Consider the following 20,170-nt stretch of genomic DNA (forward strand, 5'->3'; position numbering starts at 1 on the left):
AAACTCACCTCCTTAAAGAACGTATGTTCGTTATTTTAGTTAAAAAATAATAAGGGTAGGTGGACTACCCTAAAAATTATTCAACATCATGCGGAACTGCATCTTCCATAGGTAATCCTGTATCAGGGTCTAATTGATCATCAGAATAATACTTGTCAGGAGTAGGAACTCCTCCAACATCACCGTTAGGAATACCTGTATACCCATTTTCTTTAGCTACTTTAGCGTTTGCTTCCATTTCTTTATTTAGTCGCTCATTTTCTTCAATCATTTCAGGTGTCCAATCATCATCAGTTGAAACCGGATGACTAGCATTGTATTCATCACTGTGTTTAGTACTATCGTATTCGCTATTTTGTTGAGCTTGTTGTCGCTCTTGAGTTGCAGCTCGTTGTGTTTGCTGTGTCTGTTGTTGAGATTGAACTTGTTCATTTGTAGCAGTTTCTTGTGTGTTTTGTTCTTCGGTAGAGTTGTTTTCTTGTGTAGACTTGCTATCTTCATTTTCTTGAGATTTCTTTTCTTCTTTAGACTTTTTATCCTCTTTGGATTTATTATCTTTTTTATCTTCTGATTTCTTTTCAGTTTTACTTTCCGATTTAGTATCAGAATCATTATTAGAAGTGTCGTTGTTGCCACAAGCACCTAAGATTAAAGCGCTACTAAAAATTAAAGCTAAAAACCTTTTCATTATATATCTCCTTTGATTTATTTTTAATAATAAGATTTTATACAAATATCAATTTCTTATTTGAAAACAATTTTATCTTCATCATAAGCATCAACTGAATAACCTACATATGCATGTGTTTTTAATATTAAATGTTTTGGTTCGCTTTTAAATTCATATTCATAAATATTAAATTTGAATTCTTCTGTTATTGTATGGTGTTCTTTTAATTCAACATTTGTGTGTAATGTAAATGTTTGTAATTCATTTTCTAAAACAGGAAATTGACTCTTTTTATCAGGATTTTCATATCTTTCTACTAAAGTTAATGAAATTTTGTTAATAGTTTGAGAAGAATTACCACCCTCTATTCTTACAATTCCTTCCAAAGTATCATTACTATGAATACTTTTATTTTTTACTAAAGTTTCAACCTTCACAGAGTTTATTCCAATAGAAGCAAGAAGATTTTCAAACATAGAACCAAATCCTTTCTGATTAAATATTTTAATTAAACAATTACCATAACACTAATCAATTTTATGCAACTTATAAACCCTCAACGGCTCAAACTGAATAACGTATTTGCCACAACGAGTTGAGTGGCCGAATTTCTGTTTATAATGTTCAATACTTTGTAGTACAAAACTCTCTGTAACTTCAAAAAAATTAGCAAGTTCATATAAGTTATGTATGCCTTGCAAGAATGCTTTTACAATATCTTTAAGAGGGACTAACTTTTCATAGGCTAACCTACGTGCATAACCTTCAAATTTTCTATGATTAAAACTACTTTGATCAACTATATTTCCATATGTAAGTTCGTTATGAGCAAGTTCCTCTGCAAGTGTTTCAAGTTTGGAAGTAATAGGCAAGTTACGATTAATTAAAATCATATCTCCAAGCCACAAGCCAGATAACCTTTTAGGTAAGTTATCACATTCAATGACTTCAATATAGTCATGTTCAATTAACATATCCTCATATTTCCCCACATAAAACACCCTTTATTTTCTTTTACTTCTTATGTATTCAGCGTAATCAAGAATTTCTTGCCATTCTTCCTCTGTTAAATCACCATCAAGATGTGCTGCTAAATGATTAGGCTTTTCTTCAACCACTAATTCCTCACGGCCACTTAATTCATCTAAAGACACTCCAAAGAAATCAGATAAAGCACTAGCGTGTTCCATAGAAGGACTTGTTGTTCCTTTTTCCCATCTATCAATTGATGCTTTTGAAAACTTAACGTTGTACTTTGAATTTAATCTGTCACTTAATTCTTTTAGAGAATAATTATTAGCTTTTCTAAGGTTAGAAAGGTTATCCGAAAATTTTGTCATTGTTTTTTTCTCCTTGATTTGTAATTTACAAACTTATTATATAAGTTTGTTCCCAAAAATGCAACGTATTTTACAAATTTATTTCTCAAAAATGAAATTTATTTGTTGACACTAAAAATATAAGCGTGTATAGTTCTTAGTGTAATCTCATAAATGAGACGAAAGAGGTGAGAAAAATTGAAGACTAAGCGTTATCAAAAACTCAGAAACTTTATTGATGAAAGTAAATATTCTCATAAGGAAGTAGCGTGTATGATTGGAATGACGCCTGCAAGATTTAGTCAAAAAATCAATAAAAACAAGAGCAATTTTACGATTGATGAAGCTAGTGCTATTTGTGATGTTTTAGATATTAGTATGGATGATTATTTTTTTAATCCTAATGTCTCAAAATTGAGACGAAAAGAAAAAGTAACAAGCTAAAAACAAGGAGGAAATAAAAAATGAATGAATTACAAACTTTTAATTTTGAAGAATTACCAGTAAGAACAATAAATATTGACGGTGAACCATATTTTGTAGGAAAAGATGTAGCAGATATTTTAGGCTATTCAAATTCTAGAAAAGCTTTATTAGATCATGTCGATGAAGAAGATAAGCTAACGTCACGAATCGTTACGGCAGGTCAAAATAGAAATCAAACTATCATCAACGAAAGTGGTCTTTATAGCTTAATCTTCTCAAGCAAGTTAGAAAGTGCGAAACGTTTCAAACGTTGGGTAACATCAGAAGTTTTACCAGCTATTCGTAAACATGGTATCTACGCGACAGACAATGTAATTGAACAAACACTACGTGATCCAGACTACATTATCAACGTACTCACAGAATATAAGAAAGAAAAAGAGTATAACTTACTACTGCAACAACAAGTGGGAGAGTTAAAACCAAAAGCAGATTACTATGATCAAATCTTAAAAAGTAAAAAGCTCATTACTGTAAATGCGATTGCAAAAGACTATGGAATGTCAGCGCAAGCTTTAAATAAGATACTTCATGATTTAAAGGTGCAATTTAAACAATCAGGACAATGGTTATTATATGCAAAATATCATGACAAAGGTTACACGTCTTCAGAACCTCATAAATACACTAAAAAAGACGGAACAGAAGATTTTAAATTGCATACGAAATGGACACAAAAAGGTCGTATTTTCTTATACAACTTACTGAAAGATAACGATATTTTACCAACAATCGAACAAGTAAATTAAGGAGGACTTGTAATGTTCAAACGCAAAAAGAAAAACAGAATTGAATTAAAAGTCAACATAACAAACCGCAATGAACTAGATGAATTGCTGGAGACAATTCAAAAAGACATTGCAGTTTTAAAAGATGATTTTGATAAATTAGATCAATTTAAACTTACTTTCGATTTAGAGTAATTTCGACCCCACACTTCGGACAATTAGCTTTATAATTTCTGAATTTGAATGTCACTTTTTTATCACATGCTGGACATTTCATTTTCTTATCAAATTTAGCTAATTGTTTATCCAAAGCTTTTCGAAAATCTTTATCAAATTGTTTTTTATCAAAATCAATAGAAACATTTGACTTTTTAGCCATAGATAACACCTCCCTTCGATAAGGGATAACTACATTATACAGAAAGAGGAATAACAATGAACTTTTTATACAAAGTAGCATTAGTTTTTGTAACAGCAACTATATTATGGAAAATTTCAAAAATAGAAAAATATTCAAAACCTATTCAAACAGAATTTTCAGGTGTTTCTAGCGATTTAAGAGCAAGCAAATTTAGAGAATGGAAACAAGCAGAAAAATAAATAGTGTTTAAAAACATAAGTAAAGGAGGCATAACAATGAACGAAGGAATAAAAAAAACTCAAAATACTCATGGCAGTGAGAAGAATGAGGCTCAAGATTTGAAAACAATCGAACTAGCTGTTGATAAAAACGGAAGTCGCATTATTTCACATGGAGAATACATTTTTAAATTAAACAAGTAAAGGAGGTATAACCATGCTAAAAAAACTAAAAATAGCACTCCTAATCGTCATCTTGGTGGAGGAGATTAGAAGTGCTAGAAATTATAAAAAAGCTATAGGAAAACCTTTTTCAATACACTAGAAACAGCAGTGGATAAACGCTTTACCAAAAGCAGTTATTTCTATCATTCCTTTATCGAATTCAATACAAGCTGGTTTTAGAAAGTTATAAATTTTTTCAGTAGATACATTTCTACGACTAGCTAATGCATCGACACCAAAAAGATTAATTAAATATAAGATATTTCTGTAATCATCATGTTTATTTTTTTCATATTGCTTCGTAAATTTATCGATAAATTCATAACTAAAAAAATCATTATAATGCCTTTTATCAGTGTAATAGTTAGTCCCAATGTCAATTTTTAATAAACCAATTCTTTCAAGGTTATTCAATGCAATCTCTGTATCAGCAATAGTTAATGGAGAATTATTTATTACAACATCTGATAAAAATTTCATTCCTAAATTATTACCTTGTACTGCTTTATACCTAACAGCAGGAATTGCATCTCGATTACAAAGGGATTTGAATAAAACGGCATCTTTAGGAGACATTTGTTTTATTAATTCAACGAATGAATGATGTATTTCATTTGTTTTACTATCATCCATAGCAGCAGCAATTAAATTAGAAAAAAGTTCTCTAATATTTTCTTCACTAATGTAGAATTTTGAACTCTCTATTGCTGGACCAATTATTGAAAGTTCAGGTTCTTTTAAGTTATCTCTAGGTATATTTTTTACTTTGGCTTCAATATTAGCTTTAAAGTTTTCTAAATCTTGTTGACGCTTATATTGTTTTTTAGCCACCCAATTATGATAGCCACCAAATATTAAATCCCATGTAGTATTTAAGGTTTTAATAGGGCCATCAGCAGCACCTTCAATAATTTTGTCTAAACCTTTACCAATTATAGGATCCATTATTACTACACCCCCTTTTGTCGCAATAGCGATAACTAAATTATACATGAAAGGAGCATTCAAAATGAACCAAATACTAACAGTGGAAATACCAGCTACACATGTACTGATACCTAAAGTAGAACTTGAAAAGTTAATTAGTAAAACACTGCCTGTTACTTGGACAATGGAAGATCTCATTCAAGAATCTAAATTGAGTAGATATCTAATATTTAAAAGAATATTAGAAGTGCCTAGATTCAATAAATATTTAAAAGAAAATGATATTTGGTTTGAAGGGCAAGGTGGAAGTTCATCACATTATTTTGATGCTGAATTAATGCGGAAGTTCTTGAAAGATTTTAAAAAAGAAATTTATAACGGTTAATCAAAAATAAAATCACTAAAAGGAGGTGATATAGATGTCGTGTTCAGAAGCAGCCTTTATCGTTGCAATTCTAATATTCACATTAGTTTCAATCATACTAATGACTGCGCAATTCTACATCATGCATGCCCTAGGTATTTCATTATTTGCAGCAGTAACAACGTTTCTCTATTTCGATAAAGAATTCGAGAAATTAAAAAAAGACTGAATGCTACTACCAATAGCAAACAGTCGAAGAAAAGTCATTAAACAATTAATTTCATCTTACAACGGGAGGCGTAAATGTGCAAGAACCATATGTAAGTATTCCACAAAGTGAACTACGTAATCTTTTATTAAAGTCATCTAAAGTAGAAAATTTAACTGTTCAACTCGAACATGCAAACAACCAATTAGAAAATGCTTTGGAATATATATCAGAATTACACAGACAAAATGATAATAAATCGAAAATCATAGCAGATTTAGAAGTTAATTATAAAACGTTAGAAACAAATTACAACGAAGTTATTAGCTATAAAGCTAACTAAGTTAAGGAGAGATTTATTTGATTAATAGAGCAACGTTAGTAGGAAGGCTAACAAAAGATCCTGAATATCGTGTAACACCTTCAGGGGTAGCAGTAGCGACATTTACTTTAGCTATTAACAGAACGTTCACTAATGCAAATGGAGAAAGAGAAGCGGATTTTATTAACTGTGTAGTATTTAGAAGACAGGCAGAGAACGTTAACAAGTTTTTGTTTAAAGGTAACTTAGCTGGCATTGATGGACGCTTGCAATCAAGAAGTTATGAAAATCAAGAAGGACGTAGAGTATTTGTAACCGAAGTGGTGGCAGATAATGTTCATTTCTTAGAGCCAAAAAATAGCAAGAGTGGCCAATCATCTAAAGGCAATGATCAACCAGTAGGTAATAATCCATTCCAAAATGCAAATGGGCCGATTGATATTGGTGATGAAGATTTACCGTTCTAAGGCAATAAACTATGTCAAAAATTATAGGTTATCAAAGAAACGATAACGGAACGATAACTGCAGTTATTAATGATGTTCAACTAACACAAGATGAACTGCAGCTTATAGATAACGGAATAGCATTACCTATTGAAGTAAGAAGTATTGATACAAAGAAGATTACTGATAAGCAAAGAAAGAAAATATTTGCATTATGTAACGATATAGAGATTGATATTGGTCAACCTAGAGATTACATGCGCTATATGTTCCAAGAATATATCAGAGTGTTGTATGGATATGAAAAAGAGATTTCTTTATCGAATTGTACTAAAAAACAAGCATCACAAATCATTGAAGCCATTATTGACTGGATGTTTTTCAACAACATTACATTCACAATTAAAACGAGTAGTTTGCTTAAAGGTGATAAAGCTATGCTCTATTGGGCTACAGTCAATCGTCAGTGTGTGATTTGTGGTAAGCGAGCAGAACTAGCACATTATCAAGCAGTTGGTCGTGGACGTAACAGACGGAAGATAGAACACACAAGTAATAAAGTTTTAGCTTTATGTCCAATACATCACAGAGAACAGCATACTATGGGCATTCATAGTTTTAATAAAAAATATTCACTTACTAATAGTTGGGTGGATGTAGATCAAAGACTGAATCGTTTACTTAAAGGCAAAAAATTAAATCAATCATGAAAGGAGCATTGAAATGGCTACGTTTAGAGTTTTTAAAGAGAGTGGAGAGTTTGTAACTGTTCACAAAGCATTTATTCATGATGCATCACTAAGTTGGAAAGCGAAAGGCATACTTCTTTATTTACTAAGTCGTCCAGACGATTGGCAAATTTATGAAACAGAATTAATAAAACATACGAGTGATAAACTAAGCAGCTTGAAGAGTGGATTAAAACAATTAGAAGAAGCGGGTTATATCAAACGTAAAAGAAAACGTGATGATAAAGGACGAATGCAAGGATATGAATACGAAGTATATGAACAACCTACCCACATTCGAAAATCAAATGTGGATGAAAAAGAATCTATCCACATGCGAAAATCCAACGTTGGAAAATCCAACGACGGAAAAACCGACGTCGGAAAATCCAACGACGGAAAATCGCACACTACTAATAATAATAGAACTAATAATGATAGTACTAAAAATAAAAATACTAATAATAACAGCAGTAGTAGCACAAGTGCTACTCAACCACCACAGCCACCTTCAGTGTTTAATTTTTATCAGGAAAACGGCTTTGGCATTTTGAGACCAGTCATTGTAGATCAAGTTAATGCATGGATAAATGACTTCGGAGCTAATGGTGAAGACATTGTAATTAGAGCATTAAAAGAAGCTGCTGAAAACAATGTTTATAAATGGAACTATGTAAATCAAATACTAAAAAACTGGTATGAAAACAATATTAAATCCATTGAAGATGTTGAAGCACGTAAGAAAGAACGAATAAAAAATAACAATCAAGCTATAGAGAAAGATTATGATAACTCTCAATATAGTGATTTGTTTTAAGGAGGTTGGCCATGAAAGGTTTTAATGAATTGAACTTCAATATCAAAACTAAAAGTAAAATCATTGAACAAGAGAATGACATACGTTGTCCTCACTGTGGCAATCTTTACGACTATGTAAAGTTCGATAATGGCCAAGAAGAAAAAATAGGATGCGATTGCAAAATTAAACAAATGGCCAAAGAACAAACTAATAGATATAAAAACAAAATTAAACGTCTCGAGATAGAAAAGGTTTTTAAAAACTCAATCATACCTGAAGACTTATTGTCCGCTTCTTTCGAGAATTATGAACCTAGAAATGAAAGTCAAGAGAAACTACTAAAACATGCGAAGCGGTATGCAGATAACTTTAGTTTAGATAATAAACAGTCATTACTGCTGCAAGGAACTTATGGACTAGGTAAATCACATATCGCTATGTCAATTGTTAAAGAAGTTAAAGACAAAGGTTTTACTGCACTGTTTATGGATGTGCCACAACTGATTACAGCTTATAGAGATACATTCAATAAAGATAGCAACCTTAATGAAAGACAACTTGATCAAATTATTAAAAATGTGGATTTATTAGCACTTGATGATTATGGTACGACGGTTAGTCAATTCGGAAATCAGAAACTCTTTGATGTGATGAATATGAGACAAGGCAAACATAATATTCTCACAACAAATAATAGTGCAGAAGAACTTTCAAAAAATAAAGACTTTGGAAAGAACTTTAGTCGAGCTTTAAAGAACACAACAATTATTAAAGTTTATGGTGATGACTACCGAATGAAAGGAGTTAAAACCCTATGATTACTGTTGAAGATATACAGAAGTATTTAGAAGTATCACCAACATATGCACAAAAGCTGATTGATGATGCTAATGGTGATGAAGATAAAGCATATAAAACATTCATTAGAAAGTTGAATGAAAAAAACACAAGACCTGCAGTTATGGAGGTTATGTAATGGGTGTTATAGAAGGCGTTAAACATAAATATATTCTCTATGCCAGTGATGGTTGGGAAATGTGCAGCGTCATTCCTTTAAATGATGATTTGTATAACCTAGGAAATTTAGCAGGTATGTATTATCGAAATATCTTTAAAGGTAATGTAAGCAAAAAAGAATTAGAAAAACTTAAAAGAAAGCACAAGTTATACAGAAAAGAAGAACTGAACACTCAACTCAAACTATTTTAGGTGGAGTGATGCAAATGATAGTTAAAGTGTTTAGCAACGATAAGTCGATTGAAATTGGCAAAGATAATGTTTCGATTATCGAATTCTTAAAGCATGTGAGTGGAAACATTGATATTTATCGTCTTACTAACAAAGATGGCCAAACAATTGGATGGGAAGGTTTCTTTGTTGGCCAATACAAAGTAATTAAGAAAGTCGAAGCGGAACAATTAAATATATTCAATATACTGGAGGCTAAATAAATTTGAAAGTAGAAGGTTTAAAAGTAGGTCAGAAGATTAGATTTGCTGCATCTGAATACAGTCTCAGTTATCCAGGCATTGTTGAAGAATTCACGAGTACGACTGAAGCTCAAAACTACTTATATCAAGATCGTAGTGTGATTGCTCGTAAATGTAATAAGCGTTTAGAAGAAGATGGCTTAACTTATATATGGGCTAAAGATTATGAGGTGATGACATGTTGCTAAGTGACACAATTAAACAAAATTATAAATATCCATGTAAAGGTAAAACACCTACACAAGTTGAAAAAGAATTAGCTGCAATGGGTGTAGAAGGTTTTGTTATTCACATGACAAATGTACATGTAACAATGCGAGTGCCTAAAGAAAATAAAATTATAAATAGGAAGTGTTTAAAGGATGGAAGTAGTAGAAAATAAGTTTCTATCTAATAAGAACTTCATTAGACATCAAAGACTTTATGATGGAATGCAATATCTATTTAAAGAAGATGATACAGATAATTATTTCAGTGTAGTGAAACATCAATTTTCTTATGGATATACAGAAGACTTATATGAACTTGCAAAATGTAAACAAATCAATGGAATAAATCATCTTATAAGTGAACCAATCGGATATCTTTCAGTAGAACAAGTATTAGAAATTATTAATGGAGGACAAATAAATGACTAACACATTAGATCAATTAGTAAAACAAGTTGAAACATGGAGCGTAGATAAAAACTTACACAATGGTAATCCAGATAGACAAGCACTTAAATTCTATGAAGAAGCGGGCGAAGTAGCTGCTGCATTATCTCGTGGACAAATGGACGCATTAACAGACGGTATAGGTGATACAGTCGTTACATTAATTATATTGGCACAACAACATGATATGACGTTAGAGGAGTGTTTGCAGTATGCATATGACGAGATAAAAGATAGAAAAGGTGAAATGCGTAATGGCACATTCGTCAAAGAAGCAGACCTTAAAGAGTAAGGACATTTTAGAGAAGGTTAGGGAAGTATTAGGAAAATAAAATGAGGGCATTAAAGCCCTCTAATATTTTAATAGAATTCAGCTTATGCTTTCTTAATACCTGAATGGCTTGGAACATTACTTTGAGTGATAGAAACAATACTTTTTGTATCAATAGTAAAAATCTTATTGTTATCCATTATTATACAAAAATCATCATTTATTTCACTGTAGTTATCGATTTTGTATTTTTCACCATCAACTGTAGCTATTCTTGTTACGTAACCATCTTGTAAAGATTTAACAATAGCGTCTTTAACTGCATTTCCTGTCATTAAATGTCACCTCACTTTCTATAAAAAGTAATTTAAGTATATCAAAATACATTGAAAGGAAACGATATATTATGAACAAATACATTGAAACATTCTTAACTGCAATAGCAGCAATCGTTATATATAACTCACTTATTAAAATGTATGAATATATTAAATACAAACCTGATGAAGTTGATACTGCGCTAAATGATTATGCATTAGAAACTGATCAATTCGATTTAAACAGAATTAAAGCAGAGGTGAGTGAGTAGTGCTTTTAGTATATTGGCTACCTGTAATCATTTTATTTCTTATGTGGGCATACACATTATACAAATGGATAAAGACTGAAAGAGAATTAAATCAATCTAGAGAAGAAATTCAACGTTATCAAGAAGAGGAATTAAAAAAAGATGAAAATAATTTATTAAATAATTTAAAACTTGAAGGACCAATAACTCAAGAACTATCAATAGATAAAACAAAACGTAAGTTTGGCGAAAGACATAAAATAGACGCATCTAGTTGGTTAGATAAACAAAAAGAAAACGGATCAATACCAATCAAACAATCATTTGTACTAAAAGGTAAAAGTGGTAGATACTTCCAAGACATACTAACAGTATTTTCGGAACATGCATTATCAGAAAAAGTAATGGAAACTACTGACGATATTTTAAAAGCAAAGAAATATAGTACACATAAAGAAGCTAACGACGAAGCAATTAAATATGATTTTAAAGTTATGGCACTTAATACTTATGTAAAGGAGTTATAGCATATGTGGATAGCATTAACTATTATACTCGGCGTACTGCTACTCATTGCGATAGGTAACAATACAGTGTTACGTCAGGAATTAGATGCACAGAGATATACGAATGTGTATCTGTTTACTAAGTACGTGAGAGATTGTGATATAGAAGATGTGGAGTTTGAAATACAAAGAGCAAAGAAACAGTTTAAGTAATGGAGGTAGCGTAATGGATAATATATTTAATATGGACGGTAGTAAAAAAGAAGATGTTAATATTAAAAACCAAATATATGAATTGAAATCGACTTTCCCTTTAATACTTGAAGTGGCCAGATTGAAATCTGAATATCAACGTGAGAGGTTAACAAGTTTAAGACAACAAGGTTTTACGGAAGAACAAGCTTTAGAAATTATCAAAGTGGAACGTACACCTTACGACCAACAATAAATAATGGAGGTAATCACTTGTACACACGAGATGAAGTAAAAGGAATGATCAATGATTATAAGTGGATGCGTAATATTATAGAGTCGCAAGTCTATGACGCAGACAGTACATCTATTGCACAATATGGTATCGAGTCTGTAATGCCTAAAGCTAAAGGTGGCGTAGGTGATAAGGTATTAGTTAAAGTACTTAATAGAAATAGAGAGTATCGACGTAATGTAAAGATACTTAATAAGATAGAGTTCATTGATAAGTATGAAGAATATATAACAGATGATAGAAACTATCACATATTACAAATGCTTAAATTAAACATGCAGCACAAGACTATCAAAGACTTAATGGAAATCAATAGTGACTCTAAGTTCTATGCATGTATCAATGAGATAGTTAATGTGTACATGGATGCACAACAAGGACACTACGATAAAGAGAAGACATCGAAGAGATAGAAGACATCGAAAGTAATGTGCATTAATGATATATATAACTTTATAATATAGCTATACGAATTGAATAAATACTCGAAGGCACATCACATAGGTGGTGTGTCTTTTTGTTTGGAGTTAATGAAGATGAGTAAAGCATATGCAGATTATATAGAACAACGTACAAAGAATAAAGGTTTCTACTCTAATGCAAAGTGGCGTAAAACAAGACTGAAGGTATTAGCACGCGATCATTTTGAATGTGTCATGTGTAATGCAGAAGGTAGATTGACGATTAATCAGAAACAATCACTAGAAGTTGACCATATTAAAGAGTTAGAAATAAGACCAGATTTAGCATATGAACTTTCTAATCTAAGAACGTTATGTAAATTCCATCACAACAAACGTCATGGAAGATTTGAACATAATCCGAATAACCGTAAAAACAAATTCAATGATGAACAATGGTAAATCCCCCCGTCTGAATAAATCGCTTGATGAAAGGCTTCGCGGAAACCGGCGCTTGGGTCAACTCCGCGGATTTATCTTTCAAAAAGACACGTAAGGGGGCTTGACAAATTAAAAAAACAAATAAATAAAAAATATGTAAAGGGGGGAGGGGGTTGAAAAAAGATAAATATCTTAAAGACAAATTAACTTCTAACCAAATTAAGCGAATCAATGCTTCTGAAGATTACTTATTGCAGCAGATAGATGCAGATAATGACATAGAAGTAGAAAAAGTAGAACGATATATTAACTTATTAAAGTTATTTTATGCTTTGGACATTTATATTGAACAATCTGGACCTATAACAGTAGTTAAAAATGCATCGCAAGAATATGTTAAACCTAACCCAGCTATTGCAGAAAAGAATAAAGTGAATGGATCGTTGCTAGCACTTGAGAAATCATTCCACTTAGAAAGAAAAGCCGAAGAAAGACGCAAGCAAGAACAAGCGAAAGGACCTGATTTAACATGAAGATACCTAAGTATGTTACAGACTATATAGAAAAATACAAATCAGGCAACGTTATTTTTAATAAAGAGCGCGTTAGACTTGTTTCTTTTTTAGAAGATAATATCTTGCAACGTGATGACCTTTATTTTGATGATCAAAAAATAGAAGATTACATCAAGTTTAGTGAGAAATGGTTTTTTAAACTACAAGACTTTCAAAAATTTATTTCATGTTTTGTATTCTTATATGAGAAAGATACCAAAACGCCTTATTTCTCAGAATTCTTTATATCGATGGCTCGTGGCGGTGGTAAAAATGGCTACATTAGTACGTTAGCAGCGTTCTTTATGACACCATTACATGGTATTCCTAAATACAATATGTCAGTAGTAGCTAATAGTGAGAAACAAGCACGAGTAAGCTTCAGAGAAATCTATGAAATGATAGAAAGTAACAACTTATATATTACAGGTGAACGACCTAATAACCCTTTTTATTTAAGTAAGGTTTATGTAGAAGGAACAAGCACTAAATCTCAATTTTTATTCGATACATCTAATGAGAAAACAAAAGATGGCGCTCGTGAAGGTTGTATTTTCTTTGACGAAGTCCATGCTTACGTAAAAGATACAATCATTAACATCAAACGAAGTGGACTAGGTAAGGTTGCACATCCACGTACTTTCTACATCGGTACTGACGGATATGTAAGAGAAGGTTTCTTAGATAGATTAAAAGAAAGAGCAGACAACGTATTAAAAGGTATAAATCCTGAAGATAGATTATTCCCTTTCATCTGTAAAATTGATGATAAAGAAGAAATAGATAAACCAGATTTATGGGAAAAAGCAAATCCTATGTTCGAAAATCCAAAAAGTAAATATGGCGCTCAATTATTCAAAGAAGTACATCAACAGTATTTAGGACTTCAATTTAATCCATCTAATCGACCAGAATTTATGACTAAACGAATGAACATGCCTGAAACCGATACTCAAAGTGTTGTAGCACCGTGGGATGACATAATGGCTACAAATCGACCTATACCTCCACTTGAAAATAATGAATGTATTGGTGGACTTGACTATGCAAGTTTAAAAGATTTTGCAGCAGTCGGTTTATTATTTAGATCTGGTGATGATTATATTTGGAAAACTCACTCATTCGTTAGAAAAGAGTTCCTTGATAAATACAAATTAAAGCCACCTATTCATGAATGGGAGAAAAAAGGTTTACTCACAATTGTAGACGAACCAACGATAAACCCTAAGCATATTATTGATTGGTTTATTGAAGCGCAAAAGAATTATGGACTACAAAAAGTCGTAGCTGATAACTTCCGAATGGATTTACTTAGACCATTATTTGAAGATGCAGGAATTGAATATGAAGTAATAAAAAACACTCGTGCAATTCAATCATTACTTGCACCAAGAGTTGAAGATATGTTCGCACAACATCATCTTATCTTTGGTGATAACCCTCTAATGCGTTGGTACACACAAAATGTAGCCGTTAAGATACGCAAGGACGGCAATAAAGAATACGAAAAGAAAGAGCCAATAAGACGTAAAACTGATGGTTTCCAAGCCCTTATACATGCATTGTATAGAGCAGATGATTTAAAAGATTCTAATTTAGAAGAAGAAATCAATCTGTTAAGGGGCTTGAGATTTTAAAGGAAGGAGGGAGTAAGTTATGGGGCTATTTGATAAGATATTTCAAAAAAATAAAGAAATTTCATGGATGTATGACTTAGAACTTCTACAAGAAACAAGTTCAAAAGCCTATATCAAAAGAATGGCTTTAAATGTAGTCGTTGAATATGTAGCAAGGACAATCGCTCAGTCTGAATTTAGAGTGAAAGAAAGTGATCATGTCACTAAAGATGATATGTACTATTTATTAAATGTTCGACCTAATCCTAATCAAAATGCTACACAGTTTTGGCAAAAATTTATTTATAAACTTCTTGCCGACAACGAAGCTTTAATTATTAAATCAGATGATGATTATTTATATGTGGCAGATGACTTTGAACATGAAACAGAGTTAGGACTATTACCACATCGCTTTAATTCAGTTATGGTTAACGACTATAAATATAATCGCTACTTTTCAATGGATGATGTTATTTATTTAGAATATGCCAATGAAAAGTTAGATAAATTTTCATTAGGACTATTTGAAGATTATGGGGAAGTATTTGGTCGTATGTTGAATATGCAACTCAAGAAAAATCAAATACGAGGTATTCTAAACGTTGGATCAACACAACTAAATACGAAAGGTATTCAAGATTATATTGATATGATTTTTAATACTTTTGAGAAAAATCAAGTTGCAGTTGTACCTTTAACTAAAGGTTTAGAATACGAAGAACATTCAACAAATAATTCTAGTGCGAATGGCTCAGATTTCAAAGAGTTAAGGCAAGCAATAGAAGATATTCTCATCTATATTGCACGTATTGTTGGTGTATCATCCTCTCTAATTCTAGGAGAAAATGCAGATTTAGAAAAAGCGATTGAAGCAACTAACAAATTCTGTTTCAAACCGTTAACCAAGAAATTAGAGCGTGAGTTAAATGCTAAGCTATTCTTTAAAGATGAGTACCTAAGAGAAAACAAACGTATTGAAATTGTCGGTATAGATAAGAAAAATCCAATCGAATTAGCAGAAGCAATTGATAAGCTACGTTCTTCTGGCACTTATACTGGCAATCAAATTCGTGTCATGCTTGGCGATGAACCAGGAGATGATGAACACCTAGATGAATACGTATTAACTAAAAACTACGAATCAGTTTCATCAATAGAAGGGGGTGAGACTAATAATGGGTAATCCGATTGTAAGGAATGTCACGCCAGTTTTTAGAAACGAAACTAAGAATAACAAACACATTTTAACGTTGTCAGGTACTATTGCTAACTTATCTTTTCTTGATGATACTATCAGCGCTAAAGCTGTGAAAGATTCGCTTGATAATGTTAAAGAAGATATTGTTATTCGTTTAAATTCTGGCGGTGGTGATGTATTTGAAGGGATAGAAATTTATAATTACTTAAAGTCCTTATCCAATCACATCACAATTGAAGTCACTGCATTAGCTGCAAGTGCTGCATCATTAGTTGCAATGGCAGGAGATAAGATTATCATCCGAACAGGTGCAAATATGATGGTACACGAGGCTTCTACAATGGCTTTTGGTAATAAATCAGATATTCAGAAAACATTGAATGCTTTAACTGCAATTGATACATCTATTGTTGATATATATCACGATAGAACAGGTTTAGATCGTGATGAGATTGTTAATCTAATCACTAATGAAACGTGGTTAACTGCAGATGAAGCAATCAATAAAGGTTTTGCAGATGAGAAATCATCTCGTAAATCTGTTGAGAAGCAGAAAGAAGGTGTAAGTAATTTGAAAGATTCTAAGTATATCGCAAGACTTAAAGAGCAACAAAAAATTATCAATGCAATGATTGATGAAGCAGAAGAGGGAACACCAAATGAACCTTCAAGTGATGATTCAAACGAACAACGCATTGCGGATTTAGAAAACAAAATTAAAAACATTGAATCACACCTTGATAAATTAGAAAAAGGCGACGAAGGTGAAAGTCAAAGCGGGGGTACTAATCCACCGCCAAAAAAAAATAAATTTTCGAGATTTGCATTTTAAGTAGCTATTAACAATTGATGTTAATGGCTATTTTTTATGCATAAATTTAAGGAGGAATATTATGGCTATTAAAGTCGGAGAAAAATTAAAGAACTATCAAGACCATAAAGCGCATTTTGCTGAATTAGTTCGCAATGGTGCAAGTGATGAAGAACAATCAAAAGCATTTGGAGAAATGTTTGATGCATTATCAAATGATTTACAAGAAGAAATTTCAGCAGAAGTTAATAATCGTGTAGTAGATAACGGTATCTTAGCAAAACGCTCACAAGATCCATTAACTTCAGAAGAACGTAAATTCTTTAATGAAATCAATACAGAAGTAGGATATAAAGAAGAAAAATTATTACCTGAAACAGTCATTGAACGTGTGTTTGATGATTTGCAATCAGAACATCCATTACTTTCAAAAATCAATATTCAAAACGCAGGTTTAGTAACACGTATCATTAAAGCAGAACCAACTGGTCAAGCAGTTTGGGGTAAAATCTTTGGTGAAATCAAAGGTCAATTAGATGCAGCGTTTGATGAAGAAGAATTCAAACAATCTAAATTAACTTGTTTCGTAGTTATCCCTGATGATTTAAAAATGTTTGGGCCTAACTGGGTAGAACGTTTTGTTCGTACTCAAATTGAAGAAGCTATTTCAGTTGCTTTAGAAGCTGCTTTCTTAACTGGTGAAGGTGCATCTAAAGACCAACCAGTAGGTTTAATGAAAGATATTCAAGAAAACGGCGGTGTAGTTGATAAAACTTCTTCTGGTACTTTAACTTTTGCTGATGCAGATACAACTGTGAATGAATTAAAAGATGTATTAAAAGGCTTATCTGTTAAAGAAAACGGTAAAGAGGTAAACATTGACGGTAAAGTTGTATTAGTAGTTAATCCACAAGATTCATGGGATGTACAAGCGCGTTACACTTACTTAACTGCTAATGGTGGTTTTGTAACAGTATTACCTTATAACGTACAAATCGTATCTTCTGAATTTGTTCCAACGAATAAATTAGTTGCTTTTGTAACTGATCGTTATGATGCAGTACGTGGTGGCGGATTAACAGTTAAAAAATTCGACCAAACTTTAGCGTTAGAAGATTGTATTTTATACACAGCTAAAACATTCGCTTATGGTCAACCAGCCGATAACAATGCCTCACGCGTATATGACTTAGAATTATCTACTGCAGTTCGTACTTCAACTCCTGCAGGTGGAACAACAGATAGTACTGCACAAGCCTAAGAAAGTAGTTGATACTAATGCCAAGCGTTAAGATATCAGATGAAATTTTAGATGAATTTAAAGAATACACTAAGATTTCTCATGATACGGAAGATGAACACTTATTACGTGTTTTAAATATGTCTTATGAGAACTTAGAAACACGTTTTGGCGTATTTGATATTAATAGTAATTTAAACGGTAAAAACTTAGTTTTTGCACGCGCTCGATATGATTACGAAGATTTATTAGAATTCTTTAACGACAATTATCAAGATGATTTGTTACACTTTGGCTTTTTGACATTAAGAGAGCGTGATGTAAATGAAAAGTAAATTTAAAAAACCGTTTATCACAACTAAAAAATTAAATACGCGTGTTCATTTTTATGAGTATCAAGAGAATGAAGGGCCAGAAGCAGGCGTAAAACGTAAAAGAGTTTTATATCATTGTTGGGCATATGTTCCACAGTGGAAAATGACTGAATTACAACAAGCGATTGCAAATGGTACAGAACATGATGTGAAGATATTTATACGTGAAACTCACGGACAATATATACCAAATGAAAAGCATTACGTTGCAATAGATTCGCCATATATTCATCAAGATTTGAATATTAAATTAGTACAACCCGATGTAGAGAACGAACAATTTTTAATGTTAACTGCTGGGGTGGTATCTAATGGCGAGTAATAATTTTAGTGGTATTCGTGCAGAAGGTTTAAACCAATTACAAAAAGATTTGGAAAAAAGATTCAGTCGGCAAAGAATGAACAAAATTGTAGATATGGCATTGATTAAGGCGGGCAACATTGTATTAGACGCTATCAAAAATAATATACGTTACTTTAGAGATACTGGCGCAGAATATGAAGAAGCTAAATTATCACAACCTTATTGGGATAAAGGCGTTCGTTCTGTTCGAGTATATTGGGAAGGACCACATCACAGATATTCTATTGTTCATTTAAACGAGAAAGGCTTTCACGCTAGAAATGGTAAGTTTATTCGGCCTAAAGGTTTCGGGGCGATAGACAAAGCATTACGTACAGCTGAGAAAGAGTTTTATAAAACGGTACAGGAAGAAGTGGAGAAGTTACTATGATTGATATATTAAATAAAATACACAGTGTCCTAAAAGATGACGAAAAACTAATGAAAATACTAGATATCAAGAATGTAAAGTTCAATGACTATCCTGACGTTAAAGACATCACAAAACCTTATGTCGTATTAGATGACTTTGATGATCCTATTCCCGAAGTACATTATGACGGAGAACGTGCAGCGTATAGTTATATTGTTCAAATAGATGTATTTGTGAAAGCTAATGCAGATTACAATGCACGATTAAGAAGAAACGAAATATCACAACGTATTAGTGATTTGCTCTGGAAAGAATTGAAAGCAGGGCAAGTAAGTAATTTAGGAAATGAATATAACAAAGAATTTGCTTTGTATCGCTCAACAAGACGATATGAAGCAATTTTTTATGAGGAGGAAAATTAAATGGTTAAATATGCTAAAACACCAAAATCATTTATCAACATTAAAGATTTAGGTTTTGCTTTATTAGAAACAGATGAATTAGACGGCACTATTAAATATTCAAATGTAACTCAAACTCGTGGTTTACAAGAAATTTCAGTAGAAACTGGTGGAGAAATTGTTAATGCTTACGCTGACGGTTCAATCATTGAATCAGGTACTACTGATGGTGAAGGTAAAATTTCAATGACAATGCATGCATTTCCACAAGAAATTCGTGAATTAATCTTCAATGAAATTTATAACGAAACTGGAGTATATTCGGAAGAACGTGGTAAACAAAACAACTATGTAGCAGTATGGTTTAAACGTGAACGACGTGACGATTCTTACCAACAAGTTGGTTTAACTAAAGTTATGTTTGCTGATCCAAATTTAGAAGGTAAAACTGCCGAAGAAGATTGGGAATTCAGTTCAGAAGAATCAGAAGGTACTGCAATGCACCGTATCGCTGACGGTAAACGTAAAATTTTATTCGATAGTTCTCGTGAAGGTGCTGATGTTGATTCATTCTTCCAAGAATTATTAAATGGTGCTTATGACAGTAAAACAGAAGTAGACACTGCTTCTGCATAA

General features: G+C 32.0%; 42 protein-coding genes. 35 read left to right on the forward strand and 7 right to left on the reverse strand.

What is annotated here, in order from left to right; all coding sequences use genetic code 11:
* Positions 1-76: 76 nt before the first annotated feature.
* From CD034_RS03125 to CD034_RS03140, 4 genes are read right to left on the reverse strand one after another with little or no spacing between them, the layout of a single operon-like run.
* Entirely contained in the window at positions 77-688 is a 612-nt protein-coding gene (locus CD034_RS03125; protein WP_103288108.1) for a hypothetical protein, read from the reverse strand.
* A 56-nt stretch (positions 689-744) separates the two neighbouring features.
* Positions 745-1,146 carry a sporulation protein gene (locus CD034_RS03130; protein WP_070671798.1) on the reverse strand — a complete coding sequence of 134 codons (402 nt, stop codon included), beginning with the start codon at positions 1,144-1,146 and terminating at the stop codon, positions 745-747.
* A 51-nt stretch (positions 1,147-1,197) separates the two neighbouring features.
* Complete coding sequence (locus CD034_RS03135; protein WP_103288109.1) at positions 1,198-1,662, reverse strand: ImmA/IrrE family metallo-endopeptidase; 465 nt, start codon at positions 1,660-1,662, stop codon at positions 1,198-1,200.
* A gap of 12 nt (positions 1,663-1,674) precedes the next feature.
* Entirely contained in the window at positions 1,675-2,010 is a 336-nt protein-coding gene (locus CD034_RS03140; RefSeq protein ID WP_103288110.1) for a helix-turn-helix domain-containing protein, read from the reverse strand.
* A 177-nt stretch (positions 2,011-2,187) separates the two neighbouring features.
* Between CD034_RS03140 and CD034_RS03145 the strand changes: the two genes are divergently transcribed.
* Genes CD034_RS03145 through CD034_RS11160 form a run of 3 tightly spaced genes read left to right on the forward strand, consistent with a single transcriptional unit; the run spans position 2,188 to position 3,398 of the window.
* A complete protein-coding gene (locus CD034_RS03145) occupies positions 2,188-2,433 on the forward strand; it encodes a helix-turn-helix domain-containing protein (RefSeq protein WP_103288111.1) in 246 nt (81 codons plus the stop codon).
* 20 nt (positions 2,434-2,453) lie between these two features.
* Positions 2,454-3,224, forward strand: coding sequence for a phage antirepressor (locus tag CD034_RS03150; RefSeq protein ID WP_103288112.1), 771 nt, complete (start codon positions 2,454-2,456; stop codon positions 3,222-3,224).
* A gap of 12 nt (positions 3,225-3,236) precedes the next feature.
* The gene (locus CD034_RS11160) at positions 3,237-3,398 is read left to right on the forward strand and encodes a hypothetical protein (RefSeq protein ID WP_172457915.1); all 162 of its coding nucleotides are present in this window, start codon (positions 3,237-3,239) and stop codon (positions 3,396-3,398) included.
* Here CD034_RS11160 and CD034_RS03155 read toward each other — a convergent pair.
* Positions 3,379-3,582: a hypothetical protein gene (locus tag CD034_RS03155; protein WP_103288113.1), complete on the reverse strand. Its 204-nt coding sequence runs from the start codon at positions 3,580-3,582 to the stop codon at positions 3,379-3,381. The genes CD034_RS11160 and CD034_RS03155 overlap by 20 nt on opposite strands.
* Before the next feature lie 56 nt (positions 3,583-3,638).
* Between CD034_RS03155 and CD034_RS11165 the strand changes: the two genes are divergently transcribed.
* Both CD034_RS11165 and CD034_RS11170 read left to right on the forward strand, forming a co-directional pair.
* Entirely contained in the window at positions 3,639-3,803 is a 165-nt protein-coding gene (locus tag CD034_RS11165) for a hypothetical protein (RefSeq protein ID WP_172457914.1), read from the forward strand.
* 36 nt (positions 3,804-3,839) lie between these two features.
* On the forward strand, positions 3,840-3,986 hold the full coding sequence (locus tag CD034_RS11170) for a hypothetical protein (RefSeq protein WP_172457913.1): 147 nt from the start codon (positions 3,840-3,842) through the stop codon (positions 3,984-3,986).
* 117 nt (positions 3,987-4,103) lie between these two features.
* Here CD034_RS11170 and CD034_RS03160 read toward each other — a convergent pair whose 3' ends face one another.
* On the reverse strand, positions 4,104-4,952 hold the full coding sequence (locus tag CD034_RS03160) for a DUF4393 domain-containing protein (protein ID WP_103288114.1): 849 nt from the start codon (positions 4,950-4,952) through the stop codon (positions 4,104-4,106).
* A 64-nt stretch (positions 4,953-5,016) separates the two neighbouring features.
* Between CD034_RS03160 and CD034_RS03165 the strand changes: the two genes are divergently transcribed.
* The 14 genes from CD034_RS03165 (at position 5,017) to CD034_RS03220 (ending at position 10,239) form a co-directional block, all read left to right on the forward strand.
* Positions 5,017-5,319: a DUF771 domain-containing protein gene (locus tag CD034_RS03165; RefSeq protein WP_172457912.1), complete on the forward strand. Its 303-nt coding sequence runs from the start codon at positions 5,017-5,019 to the stop codon at positions 5,317-5,319.
* A gap of 34 nt (positions 5,320-5,353) precedes the next feature.
* Entirely contained in the window at positions 5,354-5,527 is a 174-nt protein-coding gene (locus CD034_RS11090) for a DUF1270 family protein (protein ID WP_115354519.1), read from the forward strand.
* Positions 5,528-5,603: 76 nt separating this feature from the next.
* The gene (locus tag CD034_RS03170) at positions 5,604-5,849 is read left to right on the forward strand and encodes a hypothetical protein (RefSeq protein WP_103288116.1); all 246 of its coding nucleotides are present in this window, start codon (positions 5,604-5,606) and stop codon (positions 5,847-5,849) included.
* A gap of 17 nt (positions 5,850-5,866) precedes the next feature.
* Positions 5,867-6,295 carry a single-stranded DNA-binding protein gene (ssb, locus tag CD034_RS03175; RefSeq protein WP_103288117.1) on the forward strand — a complete coding sequence of 143 codons (429 nt, stop codon included), beginning with the start codon at positions 5,867-5,869 and terminating at the stop codon, positions 6,293-6,295.
* Between the two features lie 11 nt (positions 6,296-6,306).
* Complete coding sequence (locus CD034_RS03180) at positions 6,307-6,984, forward strand: putative HNHc nuclease (RefSeq protein WP_103288118.1); 678 nt, start codon at positions 6,307-6,309, stop codon at positions 6,982-6,984.
* Between the two features lie 13 nt (positions 6,985-6,997).
* On the forward strand, positions 6,998-7,819 hold the full coding sequence (locus tag CD034_RS03185) for a DnaD domain protein (RefSeq protein WP_103288119.1): 822 nt from the start codon (positions 6,998-7,000) through the stop codon (positions 7,817-7,819).
* Between the two features lie 11 nt (positions 7,820-7,830).
* Complete coding sequence (locus CD034_RS03190; protein ID WP_103288120.1) at positions 7,831-8,619, forward strand: ATP-binding protein; 789 nt, start codon at positions 7,831-7,833, stop codon at positions 8,617-8,619.
* Positions 8,616-8,777 (forward strand): hypothetical protein, encoded by a 162-nt coding sequence (locus CD034_RS11175; RefSeq protein ID WP_172457911.1) that lies wholly within the window; start codon positions 8,616-8,618, stop codon positions 8,775-8,777. Before CD034_RS03190 ends, CD034_RS11175 begins: the two co-directional genes overlap by 4 nt.
* Positions 8,777-9,010 (forward strand): DUF3269 family protein, encoded by a 234-nt coding sequence (locus CD034_RS03195; RefSeq protein WP_053022116.1) that lies wholly within the window; start codon positions 8,777-8,779, stop codon positions 9,008-9,010. The genes CD034_RS11175 and CD034_RS03195 overlap by 1 nt, the downstream gene beginning before the upstream one ends.
* A 14-nt stretch (positions 9,011-9,024) precedes the next feature.
* Positions 9,025-9,252, forward strand: coding sequence for a hypothetical protein (locus CD034_RS03200; RefSeq protein ID WP_103288228.1), 228 nt, complete (start codon positions 9,025-9,027; stop codon positions 9,250-9,252).
* Between the two features lie 2 nt (positions 9,253-9,254).
* Positions 9,255-9,479 (forward strand): hypothetical protein, encoded by a 225-nt coding sequence (locus tag CD034_RS03205; RefSeq protein ID WP_103288121.1) that lies wholly within the window; start codon positions 9,255-9,257, stop codon positions 9,477-9,479.
* Entirely contained in the window at positions 9,470-9,673 is a 204-nt protein-coding gene (locus CD034_RS03210; RefSeq protein ID WP_103288122.1) for a hypothetical protein, read from the forward strand. Before CD034_RS03205 ends, CD034_RS03210 begins: the two co-directional genes overlap by 10 nt.
* Positions 9,654-9,929 carry a hypothetical protein gene (locus CD034_RS03215; RefSeq protein ID WP_103288123.1) on the forward strand — a complete coding sequence of 92 codons (276 nt, stop codon included), beginning with the start codon at positions 9,654-9,656 and terminating at the stop codon, positions 9,927-9,929. Before CD034_RS03210 ends, CD034_RS03215 begins: the two co-directional genes overlap by 20 nt.
* Entirely contained in the window at positions 9,922-10,239 is a 318-nt protein-coding gene (locus CD034_RS03220; protein WP_103288124.1) for a MazG-like family protein, read from the forward strand. The genes CD034_RS03215 and CD034_RS03220 overlap by 8 nt, the downstream gene beginning before the upstream one ends.
* Before the next feature lie 83 nt (positions 10,240-10,322).
* Here the strand turns inward: CD034_RS03220 and CD034_RS03225 are convergent, their stop codons facing one another.
* On the reverse strand, positions 10,323-10,553 hold the full coding sequence (locus CD034_RS03225) for a hypothetical protein (protein ID WP_103288125.1): 231 nt from the start codon (positions 10,551-10,553) through the stop codon (positions 10,323-10,325).
* Positions 10,554-10,624: 71 nt separating this feature from the next.
* Between CD034_RS03225 and CD034_RS03230 the strand changes: the two genes are divergently transcribed.
* From CD034_RS03230 to CD034_RS03305, 16 genes are all read left to right on the forward strand, one after another.
* Positions 10,625-10,807, forward strand: a complete 183-nt coding sequence (locus CD034_RS03230) for a hypothetical protein (RefSeq protein ID WP_103288126.1) — start codon at positions 10,625-10,627, stop codon at positions 10,805-10,807.
* The gene (locus tag CD034_RS03235; RefSeq protein WP_103288127.1) at positions 10,807-11,313 is read left to right on the forward strand and encodes a hypothetical protein; all 507 of its coding nucleotides are present in this window, start codon (positions 10,807-10,809) and stop codon (positions 11,311-11,313) included. The genes CD034_RS03230 and CD034_RS03235 overlap by 1 nt, the downstream gene beginning before the upstream one ends.
* 3 nt (positions 11,314-11,316) lie before the next feature.
* Positions 11,317-11,505: a DUF1514 family protein gene (locus tag CD034_RS03240; RefSeq protein ID WP_017175414.1), complete on the forward strand. Its 189-nt coding sequence runs from the start codon at positions 11,317-11,319 to the stop codon at positions 11,503-11,505.
* A gap of 13 nt (positions 11,506-11,518) precedes the next feature.
* Entirely contained in the window at positions 11,519-11,740 is a 222-nt protein-coding gene (locus CD034_RS03245) for a hypothetical protein (RefSeq protein WP_070811123.1), read from the forward strand.
* Between the two features lie 17 nt (positions 11,741-11,757).
* Entirely contained in the window at positions 11,758-12,192 is a 435-nt protein-coding gene (locus tag CD034_RS03250) for a hypothetical protein (RefSeq protein ID WP_103288128.1), read from the forward strand.
* Between the two features lie 123 nt (positions 12,193-12,315).
* Positions 12,316-12,642 (forward strand): HNH endonuclease, encoded by a 327-nt coding sequence (locus CD034_RS03255; RefSeq protein ID WP_049379146.1) that lies wholly within the window; start codon positions 12,316-12,318, stop codon positions 12,640-12,642.
* A 152-nt stretch (positions 12,643-12,794) separates the two neighbouring features.
* Positions 12,795-13,154: a hypothetical protein gene (locus CD034_RS03260; protein ID WP_049379143.1), complete on the forward strand. Its 360-nt coding sequence runs from the start codon at positions 12,795-12,797 to the stop codon at positions 13,152-13,154.
* Positions 13,151-14,812 (forward strand): terminase TerL endonuclease subunit, encoded by a 1,662-nt coding sequence (locus CD034_RS03265; protein ID WP_103288129.1) that lies wholly within the window; start codon positions 13,151-13,153, stop codon positions 14,810-14,812. Before CD034_RS03260 ends, CD034_RS03265 begins: the two co-directional genes overlap by 4 nt.
* 19 nt (positions 14,813-14,831) lie before the next feature.
* Complete coding sequence (locus tag CD034_RS03270) at positions 14,832-15,977, forward strand: phage portal protein (protein WP_103288130.1); 1,146 nt, start codon at positions 14,832-14,834, stop codon at positions 15,975-15,977.
* Positions 15,970-16,824, forward strand: coding sequence for a head maturation protease, ClpP-related (locus tag CD034_RS03275; protein WP_103288131.1), 855 nt, complete (start codon positions 15,970-15,972; stop codon positions 16,822-16,824). Before CD034_RS03270 ends, CD034_RS03275 begins: the two co-directional genes overlap by 8 nt.
* Before the next feature lie 61 nt (positions 16,825-16,885).
* Positions 16,886-18,064, forward strand: a complete 1,179-nt coding sequence (locus CD034_RS03280; protein ID WP_053022042.1) for a phage major capsid protein — start codon at positions 16,886-16,888, stop codon at positions 18,062-18,064.
* Between the two features lie 17 nt (positions 18,065-18,081).
* Positions 18,082-18,378, forward strand: coding sequence for a hypothetical protein (locus CD034_RS03285; RefSeq protein WP_017175422.1), 297 nt, complete (start codon positions 18,082-18,084; stop codon positions 18,376-18,378).
* Positions 18,368-18,739 carry a head-tail adaptor protein gene (locus CD034_RS03290; RefSeq protein ID WP_017175423.1) on the forward strand — a complete coding sequence of 124 codons (372 nt, stop codon included), beginning with the start codon at positions 18,368-18,370 and terminating at the stop codon, positions 18,737-18,739. Before CD034_RS03285 ends, CD034_RS03290 begins: the two co-directional genes overlap by 11 nt.
* On the forward strand, positions 18,729-19,151 hold the full coding sequence (locus CD034_RS03295) for a hypothetical protein (RefSeq protein ID WP_103288132.1): 423 nt from the start codon (positions 18,729-18,731) through the stop codon (positions 19,149-19,151). The genes CD034_RS03290 and CD034_RS03295 overlap by 11 nt, the downstream gene beginning before the upstream one ends.
* Positions 19,148-19,555, forward strand: a complete 408-nt coding sequence (locus CD034_RS03300) for a hypothetical protein (protein ID WP_103288133.1) — start codon at positions 19,148-19,150, stop codon at positions 19,553-19,555. The genes CD034_RS03295 and CD034_RS03300 overlap by 4 nt, the downstream gene beginning before the upstream one ends.
* Positions 19,556-20,170, forward strand: coding sequence for a major tail protein (locus CD034_RS03305; protein WP_103288134.1), 615 nt, complete (start codon positions 19,556-19,558; stop codon positions 20,168-20,170).

The sequence above is a fragment of the Staphylococcus hominis subsp. hominis genome (assembly GCF_002901845.1).
GTDB lineage: Bacteria > Bacillota > Bacilli > Staphylococcales > Staphylococcaceae > Staphylococcus > Staphylococcus hominis.